18 protein-coding genes are annotated in these 19,718 nt (G+C 59.2%); 2 read left to right on the top strand and 16 right to left on the bottom strand.

The window, feature by feature from the left end:
* Positions 1–285 precede the first annotated feature (285 nt).
* Positions 286–1,437 carry an acyl-CoA dehydrogenase family protein gene (locus ACRC4F_RS14035; protein ID WP_438659836.1) on the bottom strand — a complete coding sequence of 384 codons (1,152 nt, stop codon included), beginning with the start codon at positions 1,435–1,437 and terminating at the stop codon, positions 286–288.
* A gap of 3 nt (positions 1,438–1,440) precedes the next feature.
* Positions 1,441–2,547 carry an enoyl-CoA hydratase/isomerase family protein gene (locus ACRC4F_RS14040; RefSeq protein WP_438659837.1) on the bottom strand — a complete coding sequence of 369 codons (1,107 nt, stop codon included), beginning with the start codon at positions 2,545–2,547 and terminating at the stop codon, positions 1,441–1,443.
* Between the two features lie 541 nt (positions 2,548–3,088).
* Between ACRC4F_RS14040 and ACRC4F_RS14045 the strand changes: the two genes are divergently transcribed.
* The gene (locus ACRC4F_RS14045) at positions 3,089–3,451 is read left to right on the top strand and encodes a DUF6124 family protein (protein ID WP_438659838.1); all 363 of its coding nucleotides are present in this window, start codon (positions 3,089–3,091) and stop codon (positions 3,449–3,451) included.
* Between the two features lie 288 nt (positions 3,452–3,739).
* Here ACRC4F_RS14045 and ACRC4F_RS14050 read toward each other — a convergent pair whose 3' ends face one another.
* The 13 genes from ACRC4F_RS14050 to argH form a co-directional block, all read right to left on the bottom strand.
* The gene (locus ACRC4F_RS14050) at positions 3,740–4,603 is read right to left on the bottom strand and encodes an alpha/beta hydrolase (protein WP_438659839.1); all 864 of its coding nucleotides are present in this window, start codon (positions 4,601–4,603) and stop codon (positions 3,740–3,742) included.
* Positions 4,600–4,998, bottom strand: coding sequence for a Rid family hydrolase (locus tag ACRC4F_RS14055; RefSeq protein ID WP_438659840.1), 399 nt, complete (start codon positions 4,996–4,998; stop codon positions 4,600–4,602). Before ACRC4F_RS14055 ends, ACRC4F_RS14050 begins: the two co-directional genes overlap by 4 nt.
* A complete protein-coding gene (locus ACRC4F_RS14060; RefSeq protein ID WP_438659841.1) occupies positions 4,995–6,227 on the bottom strand; it encodes a cytochrome P450 in 1,233 nt (410 codons plus the stop codon). Before ACRC4F_RS14060 ends, ACRC4F_RS14055 begins: the two co-directional genes overlap by 4 nt.
* Position 6,228: 1 nt before the next feature.
* Positions 6,229–7,851: an acyl-CoA dehydrogenase family protein gene (locus ACRC4F_RS14065; protein WP_438659842.1), complete on the bottom strand. Its 1,623-nt coding sequence runs from the start codon at positions 7,849–7,851 to the stop codon at positions 6,229–6,231.
* Positions 7,852–8,222: 371 nt separating this feature from the next.
* Complete coding sequence (locus tag ACRC4F_RS14070) at positions 8,223–8,927, bottom strand: HPP family protein (protein ID WP_438659843.1); 705 nt, start codon at positions 8,925–8,927, stop codon at positions 8,223–8,225.
* Positions 8,928–9,087: 160 nt separating this feature from the next.
* Positions 9,088–10,266, bottom strand: coding sequence for an MFS transporter (locus tag ACRC4F_RS14075; protein ID WP_438659844.1), 1,179 nt, complete (start codon positions 10,264–10,266; stop codon positions 9,088–9,090).
* Positions 10,267–10,444: 178 nt separating this feature from the next.
* Positions 10,445–11,794, bottom strand: coding sequence for an MmgE/PrpD family protein (locus ACRC4F_RS14080; protein ID WP_438659845.1), 1,350 nt, complete (start codon positions 11,792–11,794; stop codon positions 10,445–10,447).
* Complete coding sequence (locus tag ACRC4F_RS14085) at positions 11,791–12,678, bottom strand: polysaccharide deacetylase family protein (RefSeq protein WP_438659846.1); 888 nt, start codon at positions 12,676–12,678, stop codon at positions 11,791–11,793. The genes ACRC4F_RS14080 and ACRC4F_RS14085 overlap by 4 nt, the downstream gene beginning before the upstream one ends.
* Positions 12,671–13,519, bottom strand: coding sequence for a polysaccharide deacetylase family protein (locus tag ACRC4F_RS14090; RefSeq protein ID WP_438659847.1), 849 nt, complete (start codon positions 13,517–13,519; stop codon positions 12,671–12,673). Before ACRC4F_RS14090 ends, ACRC4F_RS14085 begins: the two co-directional genes overlap by 8 nt.
* A gap of 276 nt (positions 13,520–13,795) precedes the next feature.
* Positions 13,796–14,620: an ABC transporter substrate-binding protein gene (locus tag ACRC4F_RS14095; RefSeq protein WP_438659848.1), complete on the bottom strand. Its 825-nt coding sequence runs from the start codon at positions 14,618–14,620 to the stop codon at positions 13,796–13,798.
* Between the two features lie 39 nt (positions 14,621–14,659).
* Positions 14,660–15,424 carry an amino acid ABC transporter ATP-binding protein gene (locus tag ACRC4F_RS14100; protein ID WP_438659849.1) on the bottom strand — a complete coding sequence of 255 codons (765 nt, stop codon included), beginning with the start codon at positions 15,422–15,424 and terminating at the stop codon, positions 14,660–14,662.
* 10 nt (positions 15,425–15,434) lie between these two features.
* Entirely contained in the window at positions 15,435–16,313 is an 879-nt protein-coding gene (locus ACRC4F_RS14105) for an amino acid ABC transporter permease (protein ID WP_438659850.1), read from the bottom strand.
* A gap of 150 nt (positions 16,314–16,463) precedes the next feature.
* Positions 16,464–17,891, bottom strand: coding sequence for an argininosuccinate lyase (gene argH, locus ACRC4F_RS14110; protein ID WP_438659851.1), 1,428 nt, complete (start codon positions 17,889–17,891; stop codon positions 16,464–16,466).
* A 307-nt stretch (positions 17,892–18,198) separates the two neighbouring features.
* On the opposite strand from argH, the gene ACRC4F_RS14115 reads away from it, so the two are divergent.
* Entirely contained in the window at positions 18,199–19,164 is a 966-nt protein-coding gene (locus tag ACRC4F_RS14115; RefSeq protein WP_438659852.1) for a LysR family transcriptional regulator, read from the top strand.
* Here ACRC4F_RS14115 and ACRC4F_RS14120 read toward each other — a convergent pair.
* Positions 19,115–19,675 carry a GNAT family N-acetyltransferase gene (locus ACRC4F_RS14120; RefSeq protein WP_438659853.1) on the bottom strand — a complete coding sequence of 187 codons (561 nt, stop codon included), beginning with the start codon at positions 19,673–19,675 and terminating at the stop codon, positions 19,115–19,117. The two genes, ACRC4F_RS14115 and ACRC4F_RS14120, sit on opposite strands and share 50 nt — an antisense overlap.
* Between the last annotated feature and the right edge of the window lie 43 nt (positions 19,676–19,718).

The raw sequence follows: 19,718 nt of genomic DNA on the forward strand, positions 1-19,718 counted from the left end.
TCTCGATTCCAGGGCATGGTCAGTACCTCCTGACCATGATTGATACCTGTAAACCATGTCCCCGGTCTCAAACGTAAAGGATGTACCCGGTTTTTACCCACCCCAGCCCTCTCCCCACGGGGGAGAGGGGGAAAGGGAGCCGATCTTCATGCTCTTCCAACCTGAGTTCGACTCGGAACTTTCAGGTCGATGTAACTCGAAAAACAACTCGGTCAGTCCCCTCGCCCCTCTGGGGAGAGGGTTAGGGTGAGGGGTGGATTCAAAGACCACCCCCGATCCCAGACCTCACACAAGGTAGTTCTTAAGCTCCCGAGCAATCACCATCCGCTGTATCTCGCTCGACCCTTCATAAATTTGCGTAATTCGCGCATCCCTGTAATAGCGCTCCACCGGGTAATCCTCCAGATACCCATACCCGCCATGAATCTGCATCGCCGACGAGCAGACCTTCTCGGCCATTTCCGACGCAAACAATTTCGCCTGCGAAGCCTCGGACAGGCACGGCTTGCCGGCACTGCGCAGCCGCGCAGCATGCAGAATCAACAAGCGCGCCGCGTTCAGCCGGGTGTGCATGTCGGCCAGCAGGTTGGCGATGCTCTGGTGCTCGATGATCGGCTTGTCGAATTGCACGCGGCCTCGGGCGTAATCCAGTGCGGCTTCGAATGCCGCCCGGGCAATGCCCAATGCTTGCGCGGCGATGCCGATGCGGCCGCCTTCAAGATTGGACAGGGCAATCGCCAGCCCTTTGCCGCGATCACCCAGCAGGTTGGCTTCGGGAATCGTGCAGTTGTTCAACGTCACCGCGCAAGTATCCGAGGCGCGGATGCCCATCTTGTGTTCGGTGCGGTCGACGATGAAACCGGCGGTATCGGTCGGCACCAGGAACGCCGAGATGCCGCGCTTGCCCAGGTCCGGATCGGTCACGGCAAACACAATCGCCAGTTTCGCCCGTTTGCCGTTGCTGACGAATTGCTTGGCGCCGTTGATCACCCATTGGCCGTCGCGCAGTTCAGCGCGGGTGCGCAGGTTATGCGCTTCGGAGCCGGCTTGCGGCTCGGTCAGGCAGAAGCAGCCGATCGCCTGGCCGCTGGCCAGGTCCGGCAGCCACGTTTGTTTCTGTTCTTCGGTGCCGTAGTTGAGCACGGGGCCGCAGCCGACCGAGTTGTGGATGCTCATCAACGCGCCGGTGGCGCCATCGCCGGCGGAAATCTCTTCCACGGCCAAGGCATAGGCAACGTAGTCGACATAAGTGCCGCCCCATTCTTCCGGCACCACCATGCCCAACAGGCCCAGTTCGCCCATCTTCGCCACCAGACCGTCATCGATCCAGCCGGCCTTTTCCCAGGCTTGCGCGTGGGGCGCGATTTCGCCGCGGGCAAAGTCCCGGGCCATGTCGCGGATCATGACTTGCTCTTCGCTCAATTCGATATCGTGCATGGCTCAGCTCCCGCTCTGGTCAAAACCGCTGAAGAAACTCGCGACGTGCTCGGCGTCCAGCGCTTGCAAGGTCGGCGGGTTCCAGCGCGGTTGCTTGTCTTTATCGATCAGCAAGGCGCGCACGCCTTCGATCAGGTCGCCGCGCTCGAACCACTGACGGTCCAGGTGCAGCTCAAGGGCGAAGCAGTCTTCCAGGCTCAATTGTCGACCGCGACGCAGCATTTCCAGGGTCACGCCCATCGCCAGCGGCGAACGGCTTTCCAGCAGGTCAGCGGTGCTCAGGGCCCATTCATGGCTGTCGGCGACTGTGACTTCACGCAGTTGCTCAACAATACTCGGCACATCGGGCAGGGCGAAGAAGTGATCGATGGCCGGGCGCAGCGCTTTCAATGGCGCGTCGGGGAGCTGCTGCACGGCGAGTTTGGCCAGCAGGCCTTGCAGGTCCTTGAGCGGCGTGTCGTGCCATTCAAGCTGATCGAGTTGTTCGTCGAGGGTGGCAAGTTTTTCGCTTTCCAGAAACCAGTCGGCCAAACCGCAATAGAGCGCATCCGCCGCACGGATCTGCACGCCGCTGACGCCCAGATAAATTCCCAGTTCACCGGGCACCCGTGGCAGGAAGTGACTGCCACCGACGTCCGGGAAATAACCGATGGCCACTTCCGGCATCGCCAGACGGCTCTTCTCGGTGACCACACGCAGATCAGTGCCTTGCACCAGCCCCATACCACCGCCGAGAACAAAGCCGTCCATCAGGGCCAGCACCGGCTTACGGTAATGGTGAATCGCGAGGTCGAGGGCGTATTCCTCGACGAAGAAATCTTCGTGCAGCGTTTCGCCGTTCTTGTAACTGTCATACAGCGAACGAATGTCGCCACCGGCACAGAACGCTTTCTCGCCGGCACCGCGCAAGACCACCGCGTGCACGTTGGAATCCACCGCCCAGGCATCCAGCTGACGCTGCAGGTCGCGAACCATTTCGAGGGTAATGGCGTTGAGGCCGGCGGGGCGATTGAGGGTCAGGTGACCGATGTGGTTGCGAACCTCGGCCAGCACTTCGTTTTGCATGGCATTCATGGACGAAGTCCCCTTCGATGAAACCTGAGCAGTCATCACTAACTCCCTGCTTTTATTGTTCTTTATAGAGAAGCTCGCGCGCGAGCGATGCTGGATCGTACCAGTGCAAATTTGTGATGTACAACCGGGATATGTGCAGGTGCTTCCTGCATATTTGCATGACTCTCAATGTGGAAGATTCCATGTTGCAGGGCAACCTTGCGACCTCAGCCCGGGGCAGAATTAAACAGCGATGTTTAATAGACATCTCCAGACACTCTCTCAGGCTACACATCCTTGCGTCGTTGCCTACGACTGCGCCAGAATCCGCCGGCTTGTGCGCCTTGGGCCTGGGTTTTATCGTTTCCCCGTCGCTGAAGAGCAGCGATGGGGTTTGGTAGCCCCGGGTGACGTAAGGTGCATAAGCATCATGATTCGCAGCGTTTGTTCGACTCTGCTTTATGGTGGTCATGCACAGGGCGCTTTCGGGCGCGCCGGTCTCCTTACGTCCCGGTCTACCAACCTGCGCATGGCCGCCACCCTTCGTTTGGTAGCGAGAGTGATGGCTTCCTTTTAAAGACGTAAGAGGTCTGCACCTATGTTCAAACCAACACCCAATCCACCCGAAACAGACGACGTTTCCCCCTACGAATCCACCGATTCCAAAAAACTCAACGAGGCCGCCGAGCGGGCGCTCGACTTCCACTTCCCGTCGAACGCCGACATCAAATCCACCCCGCGAACACGCAGCACCCTGTTTTCCGTAGACCCTGAGGCCACGACCGAAACCCTGGCGGTTTATCTGGTCGAGACGTTGGCCTCGGTTGATGTGATGGTGCAACAGTTGGTGGATCACCTGGAGGGTGAGTCGCGCTATGCGCTGCTGGGTATTTCGAACAGCATCATGATGGCGGAGATCACCGCGAACCGGGTGCTGGATAACGTCGGCCCGCAGGGCTAAAGCGGATTTCGAAGGGGGCACATACTTGTGGCGAGGGGATTTAGCGAAACGTCGCACCGCCCCGTTCGGCTGCGAAGCAGTCGTAAATCCACACAGCTCGGTCTGTCTGAACGAGCGCAGGGGGCCGCTTCGCAGCCCAGCGGGGATAAATCCCCTCGCCACAGGTTCTCGCTCGACTGATGATTGTCTTAAGTGAACAGCATTACCTCGCCACAGGGTTTTCAGCGTCTGCAAGTATGGTTTCCAGCGTGATTCGGGCCAGGGTATCAACTCTGGCCCTTTCTACATTCAATGGCGAAGGTGCTTTTGCAGAACCTGAGCGCAGAGCAGCAGTGCCTGCCTGGCATCATCAAAACTCGCCGGGTAGTTGATAAAGCCGTGATGCATGCCCGGATACTCTTTGTGTTGAACCGGCACGTCAGCCTCCGTGAGTCGGCGCACGTACTCCCGGCCTTCGTCCCGCAATACATCCAGTTCAGAGGTGATGATCAGCGCTGGCGGCAAGCCACTCAGGTTTCCATGCCGCACGGGAGACAGACGTGGATCGCTGCGGGAAACGCCTTTTGGCACATAGTGATCGATATACCACTCAAGCATTTTGCCGGTCAGCCCGAACCCTTCGGCGAATTCTCTGTGGGAAGGATTTTCAGCCAGACAGTCGAGCAAGGGGTAAAGCAACAGTTGAAACATGATCGGCGGCTTGCCTTGGTCACGGGCCCATTGGCAGATGACCGCCGCCAGCCCACCGCCGGAACCGCCACCGGCCACTGCCATTCGGGAAGGATCCAGCCCCAGGGACGGGCCGTGTTCGGCAACCCACTCGGTCGCTGCACAGCAATCTTCTACCGCCGCGGGAAACACGTATTCCGGAGGGCGTGCATAGTCCACGGCGACCACGGCACAACCTGCCCATTCACACATGTGTCGGCAAAAGCCGTCGTGGGTGTCCAGGTCGCCGGTGACCCAGCCGCCGCCATGGACAAACATCAGCACCGCAAACGGCCCCGAGCCGGCGGGGGTGTAGATTCGCAATGGCAGCGCTCGCCCATGACGCTTGATCGAAAGGTCGCGAACGTTGACCACCATCAAGTCGCGAAGCGCTGTTCTGGTGCTTTCGACGCCAGGTTCCGAGTCCTGCTGATGGGACGTCATAGTTCAATCTCGCAAGCCGTTGCCTCGGTTGTGATTTCAACCACATACTCCTTGCTGATCAACTCGGAGACCGCCAGACACATCAATGTCGGCGGATGGCCTTCGAAGAACTCTTTGTGAGCCCTGGCGATCTTCGGCCAGAACTTCATGCTGGTGGTGTAGATGCGGATGCCGATAATGCTTCGTCGATCTACGCCGAGCTGTTTGATAGAGGTTTCAATAATCTCCAGGCAACGCAGGGTTTGCTTGTACGCATTCCCCGGTTTGTAAGGCTTGCCCTTGTCATCGAACGCTACCGTGCCCCCCATCAGAATGCGTTCGCCAACCCGTATTGCCCTGCAATAGCCAGCCATTTTCTCCCACGGTGCCTGCGAAAAAACCCGTTGAATTTTCATTGCCCATCTCCCTTGCCCAGATCAATGGGCAGTGATTTCAGTCCACGAAATTGCAGATTGTTGTCGCGCCAGATCGCAGGTTTGTCAGCAATCAGGCTCAACTCGGGAAAGCGCTTGAACAGCGAGGTAAAAACCACTTCAGCTTCAAGGCGGAACAATGCGGTCCCCATGCAGAAATGCTCACCCCGACCAAACGCCAGGTGATCGTTGTGTTTTCGGCGTATATCGAATCGGTCGGGGTCGGGGAATTTCTCGGGGTCACGATTGGCAGAGGCGCGCATCAGGTAGACCAGATCGCCTTGTTTCATCGTGACGCCATGGATCGAGACGTCTTCGTTGAGCACCCGATGGCTGAATGAACCGGCAGAATCGAAGCGCAGCATCTCTTCGATGGCCGGTTTGATCAGGTGCAGATCCGCCTTCAGTGTTTCAAACTGATCGGGATGCTCAAGCAGGTGCAACAAACCGATGCACAGCTGATCCGCACTGGTGGTGTAGCCCGCGACCAGGATGAAGACAATCTGCGCCAGCACCTGATCAGTGCTCGAATCGCTTTCCACACTGGCCTCCAGTACCCGGCTGACCAAGTCATCCTCAGGCTGTTTTCGACGCTGCTCGATGACCTCAGCGAAATAGGCGTACATCTCTTCAACGCCTTTCAGCGCCTGAGCAGGCCCAACGTCCGGGTCCAGGCTCCCAACCAGAAAGATCAGAATGCAATCCGTCCAGCGCCTGAGCTTCAGCGCGTCTTCGCGAGGGATGCCATAGAGATGGGCCAGGATCAGGGCCGGAACGCGGTTGAACAGGTTCTCCATCAGATCCGTCTGCGGTTCGAGCCGGGACAGTTCGGCATCAGTGATCTCCTGAACAGTTTGACGCAAGGATTCAATGGTGCGGGGCGTGAACGCTTTACCCAGCAGGTGACGACTGTCCTTGTGCGCTGTGCCATCCTGCGAGTACATCCATTCGGACGCGAGTTTGACGAACGTTGCCAGTTGCGCGCGTTTTTCCGGCGGCACCTGGGCATCCACCAGTTGTTGCATACGGTTCGAGGAGTAGCGTTGAGTGTCGGCCTGCGCGGCGAACACGTCGCTGTACCGAGTCAGAAACCAGGCTTGAAAGTGCGAACACCAATAAACCGGGTGATGCTCTCGCAACCAGGCGTAGGCTTCATAAGGATCACGAACAGTCTCGCGACGGGTGAAGTCGAGCAGCGATTGAATGTCCATTTCATTGCTCCTCGTACAAGGCATCGGTGAATCGCCGGAGATAGTCCGAATTATTGATCGGCGCACTGATCAGTTCCGGCTCCGGCGCCAACAACGTCGCCAGCAGCGCTAGCTGAGCTTCAGTCGCTTGAACGTTCAAATTGGCGCTGTCAACGGTCAACCCACCTTCGCTCAAGTGCGCAGCAAAGACATGGACAAGGTCGTGGCTCATTTCTGGCGACACGAGTTGATTGCGCTGTACTTCGTCGATGATCAGGTCAAGGGCTCTGGCATAGGTCAACGCCAACGCCTGACGGTGCGACACTTCGCCCGGACCGCGACACTGCTCGACAATCTTTTTTTCAATGCGCTGGGCAATGTTGCCCGTGGGGTGCGAGGCAAACCGCGGTCGGGTCACCGCATCCCTGGCCACTTGATAGGCCATGACACTGTTGTCACCGGCGAAGGTGATGCTGATCTCGCAGTCCATGCACAGCGTGACGATCTGGTTGTAATGGTGAAAACCCTGGGAGCCACACAGTTCGCGGCACATGCGCATCACGTCCAGCCCCATCCAGGTGCCGACACTTTTGGCGACGGCCGCAAGAATATGCAGCTCTTTGCGTTTGTCCGGCTGATCCCACAGGTCTTCGAAGCGCGACAGGATGGCTTGCTCCAGAAGTTTCAGCGCGAGTGCCTTGAGCTGTTCGACGTACAGCCGTTGCCGAATCAGGGGTTTGGCCAGCAACGGCTCACTGGAGTCGGCGTTTTTCACCATTCGATGGCAGACGAAGCGGTATGCCAGATGCGCGCACAGACCTGCGCCGCCACGCGCCGCAGCCAAAAGGAACACACGCTCCTGAATGAACGTCTCCATGGCGCGGGTCGCACGCTGGTCTCTGGGAATGTCGCTGATAAATTGACCGTCACCTGTGAACCGGGCGTGCCGTTGCATCATCGCGTCCAGCGGCAATCTCATCTCACAGAAGCGGATGCCGGCCACTTGATTGGCGTGGATCCCGCCTTTTGGGTCGCAGGCCATGACCTTGACGCCAGCTGACAGCGGGCCATTTTCCTGCTCGCGGATCACCACCCGGAACCAGTGCAGTCCCTCGTCCTCGTCATTCACGATCAAACGCGCCAGCACCATGACAACCTGTGCCGCGTGCAGCGCATTGCCGATCCAGAATTTACAGGCACCGGGTGATGGGGTATGCAGCGTCAGGCACTGACTCAAGGGATCAAAGGTGACCGTGGTTTGCAGGTTACGCACGTCAGAGCCGCTGTTGATTTCGGTGCAGCCGAATGCGTAAACCGCGCTCATTTCGATGACTTCTTGCCGGTAATGCGTGACTTGCAGCGCATCCGCCTGAGCAAACAACGCGTTACCGGCGATCATGTGGTCGACGATCGAGGAGAACAGCGCGTAGTCAAACGCACCGACGTGGCCCAGGAAATCGCACATCTGTCGAAAGTCCGACTGCCGGGGCTGACCGCGCCACATGTCATTGGTGATCAGGCCGGACTGGACGATTTCGCGCATGCGTCTGATGGTCAGGCCCATGTACTCGCGCAATGGCAGCTGATGGCGGATTCGCGGATCGAACTCAGGTCCTTGCAGTATTTTCAGAAGTGAATCGCTCATGAGACTTCCCTCTCGCAGTTTTCGAAAAAAAGGTTTCGAAACCACCAGAGCAGAGAGCTGGCAGAGCAAAGAACAACAGAGCCCTTCAAGTACGAATCACGTACCCGGAGCATTCACGAACAGCAAAATACGCGAAGGATTGCGTGTTGTTGCTTCTGGGAGGTGCGGTTCTGTCAAAGCGCGAAGGCAGCGTCGCCACTCAACGATGTCGAGTGTTTCTCCATAGCCAGACTTCTTCCATGTCATCGCTACTGGACGTTACGGCGGGCCAGACTTCGTAGTGAAAGGCAGACAACTCTATGCGGTACAGATTTGAATTTAGCCGCAGTTTGTCGACATGCACCGACCGTTTGTCGGCTTCTATGACGTTATCAGCTACGGGCCAACACTTCACCAATACTGCGACGTTTAGCGTGTAACTCACTGATATGAATCAGTTGCTCCAGGTCTTCCGGCGTGACATCGAAGAACGCTTCCATCTCCGCCAGGGCCAGTTTCAGGTCTTGGACATTAATGGCCTGGCTGTCGACGGGCGGGTGATCGGCGGGAATGACGGCCACCGGTTCGCTGGCGCGTTTGGGGTAGCGGATGCGCGTCAGGTTGTTGTACGCCAGGGCGCTGAGCAGCATGGTCATTGCGGCGAGCATCACCGCGCCGAGGGCTTTCCAGTCCAGCGCGATTGTCGCCGGGTCGGCTAGCACCAACAGCAGCGCCAACGCCCCGGCCGGTGGGTGCAGGCAACGCAGCCAGCACATCAGAATCAGCGCCATACCCGCCGCCAGGCATGCGCTGCCGAGGGTTCGCCCAAGTACGTGGGCTACCAGCAGCGACACGACGCCGGCGCTCAAGTATCCGCCGAGTATCGACCACGGCTGTGCGAGGGCGCCGGAGGACACGGCGAAGAGCAACACCGCCGAGGCACCCAACGGACCGATCAAATGCTGGGCCACTTCCATGCCGAACACCTGAGCGCACAGCCAGACGCTGAACATCGTGCCCAGGGACATGCCGATGGCAGCGCGACTCCATTCGGAAGGACGGGTGTTGATGGCGGCGGGTAACCAGCGAGCGAGCATGAGGCAAACGATCCGTTGACAAAAAGCTATGCAAAAAAAAGGCTTAGCTGGGAAACCCAGAAAGCCCTTGAAGGTGTTCCAACAATTGGGGGAGGAACAGGGCACAGTGTGCCGTTCATTGCCGATGCTGACAAATTCATATTAATGCAGCTTGAGTGCATTATTTTTGCTGTAAGGCGACTCGGCGGCCACTCATGAAACACAGGAAGCCGCCCATGGCCGTCAACGCGCTCAGGGCGTAAAACATTGTCTGCGCCGGGGTGTGCATCAGCAGGAATCCGCAAATCACCGGGCTTAGCGCACCGCCGAGGGCTGCCAGGTTCTGTGCGCCGTAGTAACTGCCGCGCAGTTCTTCCGGGGCCAGGGTGTCGACGAAGAGAAATTCGGCGGGGTAAATGATCATTTCACCGAGGGTGAAGATGAACATCGCCACGCACCAGCTCACCAGGCTGTCGGCCAGGCTGAAGCCGATCAGCCCGACGATAAACAGGCTGGTGCCGCCGGCGATCCAGTAACGCAGTTGTTCGCGCTTGAGGAAACGGCCGATCTGGTACTGCAGCAGGATCACGCTGATGGCGTTGCAGGCGAGCAGGGCGGCCATGGTTTCCAGCGCGCGCTTGGAGTCGTGGGTCACCAGCAGGTATTGCGACAGGTACAGGGTGAAACGGCCGTGGACCACGGTGCTGAGCAGGCAGCCGCAGGTGAACATGATCAGCGTGCGGTCGTTCTTGAGGGTGATCAGCGTCTTGAGAAAACTTTGGGGCTGGCCGATGGCGGGTGTCGGGGCCGAGTCCTTTGGTATTCCGATCATCAGGAAAATACTGAAGAACGCGATGCCGCCAGCAATCAGGAACGGCGCAATCGGGTATACGCCGGCAATCACCACGCCGAGCATCGGGCCGGTGGCGTAGCCGATGTTGGTCAGGGTATAGCGCAGCGAAAAGGCTTTGGCGCGCTGACCCATGGGCAGGTTTTCGCTGAGGATCGCCTTGGAGCCGATCAGGAACAGCGCCGAGGCGGTTTCGGTGATCACCAGGGTGGCGGTGGTCAGGTAGAGGTTTTCGGCGAAGGTTAGCAGCACAAAGCCGATGGCGCTGGAGAGCATGGCCAGGATCAACAGCCGACGCTTCTCGAGGCGGTCAATGATGTAACCGCCGTAAAGCGCGAGCAGGGTGGCGATGAACACCGCGATGCCCAGCAACAAACCGACATCCTGTTGGTTGAGACCGAGTTTGTTGCTCAGGAACAACGTGAGCAGCGGGCTGGTGATGGCGCGGCTGACGACGATGGTCAGTGAAACGATCATCAACCGGCGGATAACGAGTGAGTAAGTGGCCACGGTGGGGCAAATGTCCTTATTCAGATTTTGTAGTGTTCGACGCGGGACCGAGTCGCTGCCATCGCGAGCAGGCTCGCTCCCACATTGGATCTTCAGTGGCCATAAAATGTGTGATCACTACATATCAACTGTGGGAGCGAGCCTGCTCGCGATAGGGGCGTCAATGGAAATACAGGTTTCAAGTCAGCCACCGATCCAGCGAACGAACCGAATCAAGCGCATCCAGCCGCCACAATTGCTCAAGCAGTTCATGCGCTTGCGACCGCGGCATCACCCGCGTCGCCAGACTGAAAAACTTCTCCTCCAGCGCCTCGTCACTCAACGGATTCCCCGGCGCGCCCAGTGGTGGGTCAACACACAGGCTCGCCTGCCGACCGTCCACGGTCCGCACGCTGACAACGGGCTCGCCATCCTCTGACAGTTGCGGATCCACTTCAAGACGAATGCGCGACATCCAGTGGGCAATCCGCGGATCACCCCGTTCTGCCTTGTCATAAGCCTCCAGCCGGCAATGCCCATGCACCAGCCGGGCGGCGAGGGCATACGGCAGGCTCATCTGCGCGCCTGCCAGTGTGCCGACATCCTGACCGCCGCACATGTCATGAAGAAACCCGCACAACGAAACCTCGATGTCTTCAATGTGATCGGTATCGATCTGCAGTTCATCCAGCAGCAACCCCAACGCATCGATTGCCGAATGAGTCCCCCTGCACGCGGCGTATGGCTTGATTGAACAGCGGGCAAGCTTCCACACGACGCCCAGATCGGCATCGAGCGCGCTCGGGTCTGAAGACACGCCGGCCAGGGTTCTGAGAAAACCGCCCCAGACATCCTCGAACAACTGCTTCGGCCCGCTGATGCCTTGTTGAGCAAACCGCGCTGCCAGCAATCCGCCTTCGGCTGCGCGACCGCTGTGCAGCTTTTTACTCTGCGAGCCGTCGTGGATGAAGGCCCACAACCCGCCGCTGAAACTGCCGGCTATGCCCAGCGCCGATACCGTCTGTTCTGTATTCAAACCCAGAATCCGCGCACTGGCCGCCGCAGCGCCGAACACCCCGCAGGTCGCGGTCGAATGCCAGCCAGCGCCGTTGTGTGCCGAGTAACCGCCGCAGGCTTCGAGCACGCGACGGCTGACTTCGTAGCCAATCACCACGGCGGTAATCAACTCGCGACCGTTGACCGGTTCCGTCTGCATCGACAACGCGGCCATGACCGCCGGCAGCACCACCGCGCCGGAATGATCGCAGCCACCGGTATCGTCCAGTTCCAGGGCATGGGCGGCGATGCCGTTGAGGATTGCCGCTTGGGCAGCACCTACGCGCAGGTCGGCGCCCCAGACCAAGGTGTAGCCGGCTTCACCTGCAAATACCTGGCGCGCCTGCTTCGCCACCTCGCTGTCTGCCCCGGCCAAGGTTGCGCCGAAGGTGTCGAGGATGTGTCGCTTGGCTTGCGCCACCAGGGCCGGTGGCAAGTCTTCAAACCGTGTGTCGACGCAAAACTGCGCCAGTCGCTGCATGCGTTCAGTCATAGGAGGTAATCCCGATAGTGCCGCTCATACACCGATGCCGGGTGATCCTCGGTCACGGGTGCTACCGAATCCGCCCACCATTGCGCGACTTCGCCGGCCGTGGCGATCCACACGTCATCGTGCTGCTGGATGCCTTCAAGCAATTCGCGCAACACGCCAATCCGTCCCGGCGTGGCAATGATTTCCGGGTGCAGGCGCAGCACGTAACACAGGCCAAAGCGGTGAAACCCGGCGAAGTCCATTTGCAGGTTGCTCAGGGTATGGCTGTAAGAGGCGATTCGCGATTGCGCCGGCGGCACCGCCGGGCTGAGGTTGAAGGCGAAGTAGGGTTCGTCTTCCAGTTCGTAGTGCAATGGCAACTCGATCACTTCGGGTGCTGTGGGGTGAGCGAAGGGCAAGTCGTCGCCGCGCCACGACGAAGACCAGCGAATGCCTTGATCCCTCAACGCTTCGATGAAGCCTGGCGCACCGTTACCGGCCGGGAGGCGAAACCCGGTCGGACGCTGGCCGGTCAGCGCTGTCAACGCCGCGCAACCCTTGGCGATCTCCGCGCTTTGTTCAGCGAGATCGAGCAGGTCGTAGTTCTGATGGCGATAACCTGCGCAGGCGATCTCATGCTCGCCGGCCTGAATCGCACGAATGTGCTCCGGGTTTTCCTCGGCGACGAGGCCGGGGATGCACCAGCTGCTTTTTACGCCGAGTTCGGCGAACAGATCGAGCAAACGGTCGACGCCGCGTTGGGTGCCATAACGCCAGACCGATAATGTCTTGTCGCGCCCGGCGACCTCAGGCGCTTGAGTCAGGATGCCGTGGATGTCGTTGTAATCGACAGTCAGGATCACGGCGCAGCGATAGCCTTTGGGCCACACAGTGGAATCAGCCATGGTGATGCTCCTTGAGCCACCACCGGGCGACATCGCGGCAAGTGGCAAACCACACGTCGTCGCGCTGGCGCATGTGTTCGAAAAGTTTTTCCAGCAGCAGTATTCGACCTGGCTTGCCGGTGATCTTGGGGTGGAACAGGGTGGTCAGGCACAGGCCTTCGTTCATCGCGCCGTCGTACTCGCGGCGCCAGTTGTCGAGGGTCAGTGCGTAGCTGGCGGTGCGGTCCAGCCCGGAAGGGAAGTCCGGTGCACGGGTGTAGGCGAGGGAGGCGTAGTCGTCCATTTCCCAGCGACCGGGGATTTCCACCAGCGGGGTTTCATGGCCCGGCACTTTCACCAGGTACGGGCGGTCATCGCCGCGCATGCTGCTGGAGTAAGTCACGCCGGCTTCCACCAGCATCGCCGGCGTTTCGGCGCGCCAGTCGCCGGACGGGGTGCGAAACCCTTCGGCGCGGATGTTCAGGTGGTTCCAGAACACCTCGCGGGATTTCTTCATGACGTCCTTTTGCTGTTCCAGCGTCAGGGCGTAAAAGGATTCGTGTTTGTAGCCGTGGTACGCCACCTCATGCCCGCGCTCGACAATGGCCTGGCACTGTTTTGGCCAGTTCTCCACGACCCAGGCCGGGACGAAAAATGTCGTCGGGATCCGGTAGTCGTCGAGCAGATCGAGGATGCGCGGCAAGGCCCGGTAAGGACCGTAACCGCCGAAACCGAAGTACTCGGGCTTGCGCCAGATCGAGCCGTTGAGCATGGCATCGCCGGTCGGGCCATCGAGGTCGAAGGCCAGGGCGAGGCAGGCTTTGTGCTGGTCGGGCCAGGAGGGTTGGGGTGGGGAGGACATGGGTGTGGCGCTCCGGTTGAATTTAATGCTTGTCAGTTGAATCTTCAGCGCTGGTTAAATCGACCCCTCACCCCCGCCCTCTCCCAGGGGGGAGAGGGGGAAAGGGAGCCGATCTCCAGCGTTTTCAAACCTGAGTTCAACTCGATATCTCAGGTCGCAGTACTTCTACAAAACAACTCGGTCAGCCCCCTCTACCCCTTGGGGAGAGGGTTGGGGTGAGGGGTGGATCTTGAGCCGAACAAAACATTCAGCATCACCAAAACCCATCCCAACCACTTATTTGCCGGCGTTAATGGTCACAGTCTTGATCGCACCCAGCTCCAGATCCCATTTCTTCAGGATCGTCTGGTAGCTGCCGTCATCGACCATGCTCTGCAACGCGACTTTCAGCGCTTCACTCAGCTCAGGTTTTTTCTTGCTAACACCCAGCCCGGTGAACTGCGAAGAGATCGGCAGACCCACGGTCTTGTACATGTCCTTTTCCTGGGTCTTGAGGTAAGGCAGGGTCTCGCTGCCTTGCATCGCCGCATCGATCCGGCTCTGACGAAGTTGTGCACGGGCATCGGCCGAACCTTCGGTGCCGACCACCACGATGGCCGGTTTGCCGGCGGCTTCGCAGTGGGCCTTGCTGTATTCAGCGATTTCCGCCGGGAAGGTGGTGCGACGGCTGGTGCCGACTTTCTTGCCGCACAGGTCGGTGATCTCGTTGAAGTCCTTGTTCTTCTGCAAGGTGTAGAACTGCGGGCCGCTGGTGAAGTAGTCGACGAAGGTCACGCTGGCCTGACGCTCGGCGGTGTCGGTCATGCCCGACATCACCATGTCCACGCGGTCGGTGGTCAACGCGTTGATCATCTGCTCGAAGCCGGTTTCCTGCCATTTGATCTTCACGCCCAGACGTTCGGCCAGGGCGTTGCCCAGGTCAACGTCAAGGCCGGTGAGGGTGTTGGTGGCCGGATCCTTGAAATCCATCGGCGGGTAGTTCGGCATGATCGCTACCACGACCTCGCCTTTTTCCTTGATGCTGGCCGGAAGCTCGGCGGCCCAAGTGAAGCCGGAAGCCATAACGCCTGCGAGTACTGCTGGGATAACGATGTTCTTCATGGTCGTTCTCTTATGAGTGTTGTGAGCGCCAAACGGCACCTAGGTTCGAACGGCAGAAATGAAGCTTTGGGTGCGCGGGTTTTGCGGACTTATTAGTATTTCTTCGGGGCTTCCAGCCTCCACGATCTGCCCGCCGTCCATGAACACCATGCGGTTGGAAACCTCGCGAGCGAAGCCCAGTTCATGGGTGACGACGATCATGGTCATGCCGGTTTGCGCGAGGTCGCGCATCACCGACAGCACCTCACCGACCAGTTCCGGGTCGAGTGCCGAAGTGGGTTCATCGAACAGCATCAGCTTGGGACGCATGGCCAGGGCACGGGCAATGGCGACGCGTTGTTGCTGACCACCCGAGAGTTCTATCGGGTAGCTGTCGCGCTTGTCGGCCAGGCCGACGCGGGCGAGCAGTTCCAGGGCTTCTTCGTGCGCCTCTTTGGGCGAACGCTTGAGCACCTGGCACGGCCCCTCGGTGATGTTTTGCAGCACGGTCATGTGCGGGAACAGGTTGAAACGCTGGAACACCATGCCGGTGGACAGGCGTTGACGGGCGATCTGCGACTCGTTGAGTTCGTGCAGTTTGTTGCCGACGACGCGGTAGCCCACCAGTTCGCCGTCGACCCAGAGGCCGCCCTTGTCGATCTTTTCCAGCTGATTGACGCAACGCAGCAAGGTACTTTTGCCGGAGCCGGACGGGCCGATGATGCACAGCACTTCGCCTTGCTCGACTTCGATGTTGACGTCCTTGAGGGCGTGGAACTGGTCGTAATACTTGTTCAGGCTCACGGCCTTGACGATGTTTCTCATGTTCATCTCCTCAAGAACGCTTGCCGGCGCCGCGAGCGAATCGACGCTCCAGACGGCTTTGACCGAAGGACAGCACGGTGACGGTGGCCAGGTACCAGATACCCGCGACGATCAGCAGCTCCATTACCCGGGCGTTGGCGTAGTAGATGTTCTGGGCGTTGTAGAGCAGTTCCGAGTATTGGATAACGCTCGCCAGGGAGGTCATTTTCACCATGCCGATGAATTCGTTGCCGACGGGCGGAATGATCACCCGCATGGCTTGCGGCAAGATGATCCGGCGCAGCGCTTGCAGGCGCGGCATGCCGATTGACTTGGCTGCTTCGTATTGACCGGTGTCGACCGACAGCAGGCCGGCACGCACCACTTCGGCGGTGTAGGCGCCCTGGTTGATGCTCAAGCCGAGCAGCGCCGCCACGAACGGCGTCATCAGGCTTACGGTGTCCATTTCGAACACGCCGGGGATGCCGATGGTGGGGAAGATCAGCGCCAGGTTGAACCACAGCAGCAGTTGCAGAATCAGCGGCGTACCGCGAAACAGCCAGGTGTAAGTTACCGCCACGTAGCGCAGGATCGGGTTGGCTGACATGCGCATGATCGCGGTGATCACCCCGAAGACGATGCCCAGCGCCATCGCCAGCACCGCCATGACGATGGTGTTGAGCAAACCCCACATGATCGCTTGCGACGTGAGGAACTGGCCGATGTACGACCATTCGATCTTGCCTTCGGCGAAGGCCCGCACCAGCCCGAGAATCGCGATGACGATCACGGTGGCAAAGAAAATCCGCCCGTAATAACGCCGGGGCACGTGGTGGTACTGGGTGATATCGAACTGGTTTTCCGCCAGTTTTCGCTCCGACTGGAGTCGTTCTGCCTGAGTCTGGCTCATGTTGTTTCTCCGAACTGTTCTTTCAAATCCAACACAGATCCTTGTGGGAGCTAGCCTGCTAGCGATTGCGGTGTGTCAATCAGCGAATGGTTGTCAGACAGAGCCAAATCGCTAGCAGGCTAGCTCCCACAGGGTTATGCGCGGCGGCCGTTAGAGGCGGAAGCCCTGATAGTTCTCGGTCCACTCTTGCTGCGCCGCGAGGGCGGTTTTCAGGCGGCCGATCTGCTCGCGCACTTGTTGCGGCGCGGTGCCGCCCCAGCCACTGCGCGCAGCAATGGCGGCTTCAAGGGTCAGGCTGTCGCGCACTTCCGCGGTCAGGCGCGGATCGATCTGGGCCAACAACGCCGGGGACGCTTCCCACAATTCAATGTCGTGTTTCTCGCAGGCCTGGACCAGCGCACCGGTGATTTCGTGTGCTTCCTTGAACGGCACGCCACGCATGGCCAGCCAGTCGGCGACTTCGGTGGCGAGGGTGAAGCCCAGCGGGGCCTGACGCCGCAGCTCTTCAACGTTGACCTTCATGGTCGCCACCATCCCGGCTATGGCCGGCAGCACCAGCAGCAAGGTGTCGACGCTGTCGAGCACGCCGTTCTTGTCTTCGCTCAGATCACGGTTGTACGACAGCGGCAGGGATTTCAGCGTCGACAACAAACCGGTGAGGTTGCCGATTAGCCGGCCGGCCTTGCCCCGGGCCAGTTCGGCGATGTCCGGGTTCTTCTTCTGCGGCATGATCGAGCTGCCGGTGGCGTAGGCGTCGTCCAGTGCGACCCAGCGAAATTGCCGCGACGACCACAGGCAGAATTCTTCGGCAAGGCGGGAGATGTTGATCCCGAGCATGCTGGCGATAAACAGGAACTCGGCGACGTGGTCGCGGCTGGCCACGGCGTCGATGGAGTTTTCGCAGACGCCGCTGTAGCCCATTTCCTTGGCTGACTGCTGCGGCAGGCGAGCAATCGCAGAACCAGCCATGGCCGCGGCACCGAGTGGCGACAGGGAAGTGCGATTATCCCAGTCGACCAGGCGTTGTACGTCACGCAGCATCGATTGCGCGTGGGCCAGCAAGTGGTGGGCGAAGACGATGGGCTGGGCTTGTTGCAGGTGAGTGAAGCCCGGGCAGATGCTTTCGATGTGTTGCTCGGCCTGATCCACCAGCGCTTGCTGCAAGGCCAGCACTTCGACGGCCAGGGTGCGTACATGATCGCGCAGGAACAGACGCAGGTCGTTGGCGGTCTGGTCATTACGGGAGCGACCGGCGCGCAGCTTGCCACCGAGGGCGCCGAGGCGTTCGGTCAGCAGGCGTTCGATGAAGGTGTGGACGTCTTCGTCGTCCAGGGTCGGCGCGATGCTGCCGGCGCGGAAGTCATCACCGATGCGCGCCAAAGCGTCGAGCATGGTCTGGGTTTCCTGCTCGCTCAACAGCCCGGCGCGTTGCAGTTCACGGGCATGCGCCTTGGAACCGGCGAGGTCATACGGGGTGAGGCGAAAGTAGCGCTCAGGGCAACGGGACAAGGCCGCCAGGGCTTCGGATGGGCCGCTTTTGAAGCGCGCACCCCAGAGACGGTCGGTGGTTTGAGACATTGTTATTTTCCTCGTCGGTAAAGCGAACTGAAATCGGTATGCCGGGCCTGAAACCCTTGCCGGGATCGTTAAACAATCAACCGGGCGTGGTCAGGCCAAAGCAGTTTTCAATAGGGGCAGTTGCGAAGGAGCGAGAGCTGATCGAAGTGTCAGCTTTTAATAGTTCGAAATCAGTGAGTTGGCACTGAAGTACGGGGATTATTAGCGGTTGCCAAGCCTGGTTTTCTGTGTTCATTATTATTTACCAGCACTATTTTTGTTGTTGGACACAGAGTGTTGAATAGGGCGCCAGAGGTAAATAAGCATTATGGAAACCCCACTTTCCAATTCCGGAAACCCGCCGCTGAAAACGTCGCATCGCGCGCCGCTGACCCTCAGCGGTCTGGATTTCAAACTGCTCAAAGTGTTCAAGGCCGTGGTCGAGGCCGGCGGTTTCAGTGCCGCCCAGAACGAGCTGAATGTGGGGCTGGCAGCCATCAGCAAACAGATCTCCGACCTTGAAATCCGCATTGGCATGCGCCTGTGTACCCGAGGGCGGGAAGGCTTTCACCTGACCGAAGAAGGCAGCCTGGTGTATCAGGCGTCCATCGATTTGTTTGCCTCGGTCGACAACTTTCGAGACCGGCTTAGTTCAGCGCAGAATGAACTTGTAGGCGATCTTGGCGTTGGGGTGATTGACAACACATTCTCCGATGCTAATTCACCGTTAGTTGCCGCCCTTAGACGAATCAATGAAGAGTCACCGAAAGTAAGGTTTCAACTTCAGGCGTCACAGCTGGATGAGGTGGAGCGCGGGGTAGTGGAAGGCCGGTTAGTGGCTGGCATTGTCCCGGTTTATCAGAAACGCGAAGAGTTTGATTACTACGCGCTTTATGAAGAACGCTCGGAGGTTTACTGCGCCGTCGGACATCCGTTGTTCTCGGTACCGGAGGCTGAAATCGGTAGCCATGTGCTCAAGGATTACGAGTGCATCAACCACCGTTACGCGATTCATCGCGACAAACTGAATTTTGCCCACTACGACAGCTTTTCGGCGTCGGCAACCCAGGTGGAAGCGGTGGCGTTGCTGATCAAGACCGGGCGCTTCGTGGGCTTTCTGCCGCAACATTACGCCGCATCGATGGTGGCTCAGGGGCAATTTCGCGCGGTGCGTCCGGACCTGATCCATATCGTCACGCCGTTCAATCTGATCCTGCGGCACAACACCGTGCGCAGTCCGCTGGTCAAGGCATTTGCGCGGGCGTTGGGTGTGGATCTGAAGGCGCCGGTCTAAGGTTCAAACGCATTGCACAACGGCGCCCGCCGGGTAAGCCGTGTGCCACTTCGTTGTTCAAAACGGTCGTTAAACGCGGGCTCAGTTGTGCGGGGCTCAATGTTTCAAAGCCCATGCGCTGATAAAACGCTTCATTCCACGGCACATCGCGAAATGTGGTCAGGGTCAGACCATGGAGTTCTCGATCCCGGGAACATTCAATCGCCGCTAACAGCAACTTTCGTCCAGCGCCGTGGCCCTGAAAGTGTTGGCTGACGGACAGTTCCTGGATATGCAGTTCGTTGTCGACCTGGACCGCGCTGACAAATCCCATAAGTGCGCCATCGGCCGATTGTGCCACCCAAACATCGTCCGTCTTGATCACCTGTTGATGGTGTTTGGCATCAGGCACCGCAGCATCTGCCAGCCAGGCCAGTGAAGGGTCACAACGAAACAGTTCCGCCGCCGAACGCTCGATGTCGGGGAGGGCGGCGGCGTCGGAATATTGGGCACGACGAACAATAAAATTCATGCGCGGCACTGTAGCAGCTGCCGAGCTTGCTTTGTGGCGAGGG

The sequence above is a fragment of the Pseudomonas sp. genome (assembly GCF_051660785.1).
Taxonomy (GTDB): domain Bacteria; phylum Pseudomonadota; class Gammaproteobacteria; order Pseudomonadales; family Pseudomonadaceae; genus Aquipseudomonas.

Excerpts from the sequence above, each read along its gene's own strand:
- ACRC4F_RS14035 (WP_438659836.1), bottom strand. The coding sequence starts at position 1,437 with ATGCACGATATCGAATTGAGCGAAGAGCAAGTCATGATCCGCGACATG.
- ACRC4F_RS14040 (WP_438659837.1), bottom strand. The coding sequence starts at position 2,547 with ATGACTGCTCAGGTTTCATCGAAGGGGACTTCGTCCATGAATGCCATG.
- ACRC4F_RS14045 (WP_438659838.1), top strand. The coding sequence starts at position 3,089 with ATGTTCAAACCAACACCCAATCCACCCGAAACAGACGACGTTTCCCCC.
- ACRC4F_RS14050 (WP_438659839.1), bottom strand. The coding sequence starts at position 4,603 with ATGACGTCCCATCAGCAGGACTCGGAACCTGGCGTCGAAAGCACCAGA.
- ACRC4F_RS14055 (WP_438659840.1), bottom strand. The coding sequence starts at position 4,998 with ATGAAAATTCAACGGGTTTTTTCGCAGGCACCGTGGGAGAAAATGGCT.
- ACRC4F_RS14060 (WP_438659841.1), bottom strand. The coding sequence starts at position 6,227 with ATGGACATTCAATCGCTGCTCGACTTCACCCGTCGCGAGACTGTTCGT.
- ACRC4F_RS14065 (WP_438659842.1), bottom strand. The coding sequence starts at position 7,851 with ATGAGCGATTCACTTCTGAAAATACTGCAAGGACCTGAGTTCGATCCG.
- ACRC4F_RS14070 (WP_438659843.1), bottom strand. The coding sequence starts at position 8,927 with ATGCTCGCTCGCTGGTTACCCGCCGCCATCAACACCCGTCCTTCCGAA.
- ACRC4F_RS14080 (WP_438659845.1), bottom strand. The coding sequence starts at position 11,794 with ATGACTGAACGCATGCAGCGACTGGCGCAGTTTTGCGTCGACACACGG.
- ACRC4F_RS14085 (WP_438659846.1), bottom strand. The coding sequence starts at position 12,678 with ATGGCTGATTCCACTGTGTGGCCCAAAGGCTATCGCTGCGCCGTGATC.
- ACRC4F_RS14090 (WP_438659847.1), bottom strand. The coding sequence starts at position 13,519 with ATGTCCTCCCCACCCCAACCCTCCTGGCCCGACCAGCACAAAGCCTGC.
- ACRC4F_RS14095 (WP_438659848.1), bottom strand. The coding sequence starts at position 14,620 with ATGAAGAACATCGTTATCCCAGCAGTACTCGCAGGCGTTATGGCTTCC.
- ACRC4F_RS14100 (WP_438659849.1), bottom strand. The coding sequence starts at position 15,424 with ATGAGAAACATCGTCAAGGCCGTGAGCCTGAACAAGTATTACGACCAG.
- ACRC4F_RS14105 (WP_438659850.1), bottom strand. The coding sequence starts at position 16,313 with ATGAGCCAGACTCAGGCAGAACGACTCCAGTCGGAGCGAAAACTGGCG.
- argH (WP_438659851.1), bottom strand. The coding sequence starts at position 17,891 with ATGTCTCAAACCACCGACCGTCTCTGGGGTGCGCGCTTCAAAAGCGGC.
- ACRC4F_RS14115 (WP_438659852.1), top strand. The coding sequence starts at position 18,199 with ATGGAAACCCCACTTTCCAATTCCGGAAACCCGCCGCTGAAAACGTCG.
- ACRC4F_RS14120 (WP_438659853.1), bottom strand. The coding sequence starts at position 19,675 with ATGAATTTTATTGTTCGTCGTGCCCAATATTCCGACGCCGCCGCCCTC.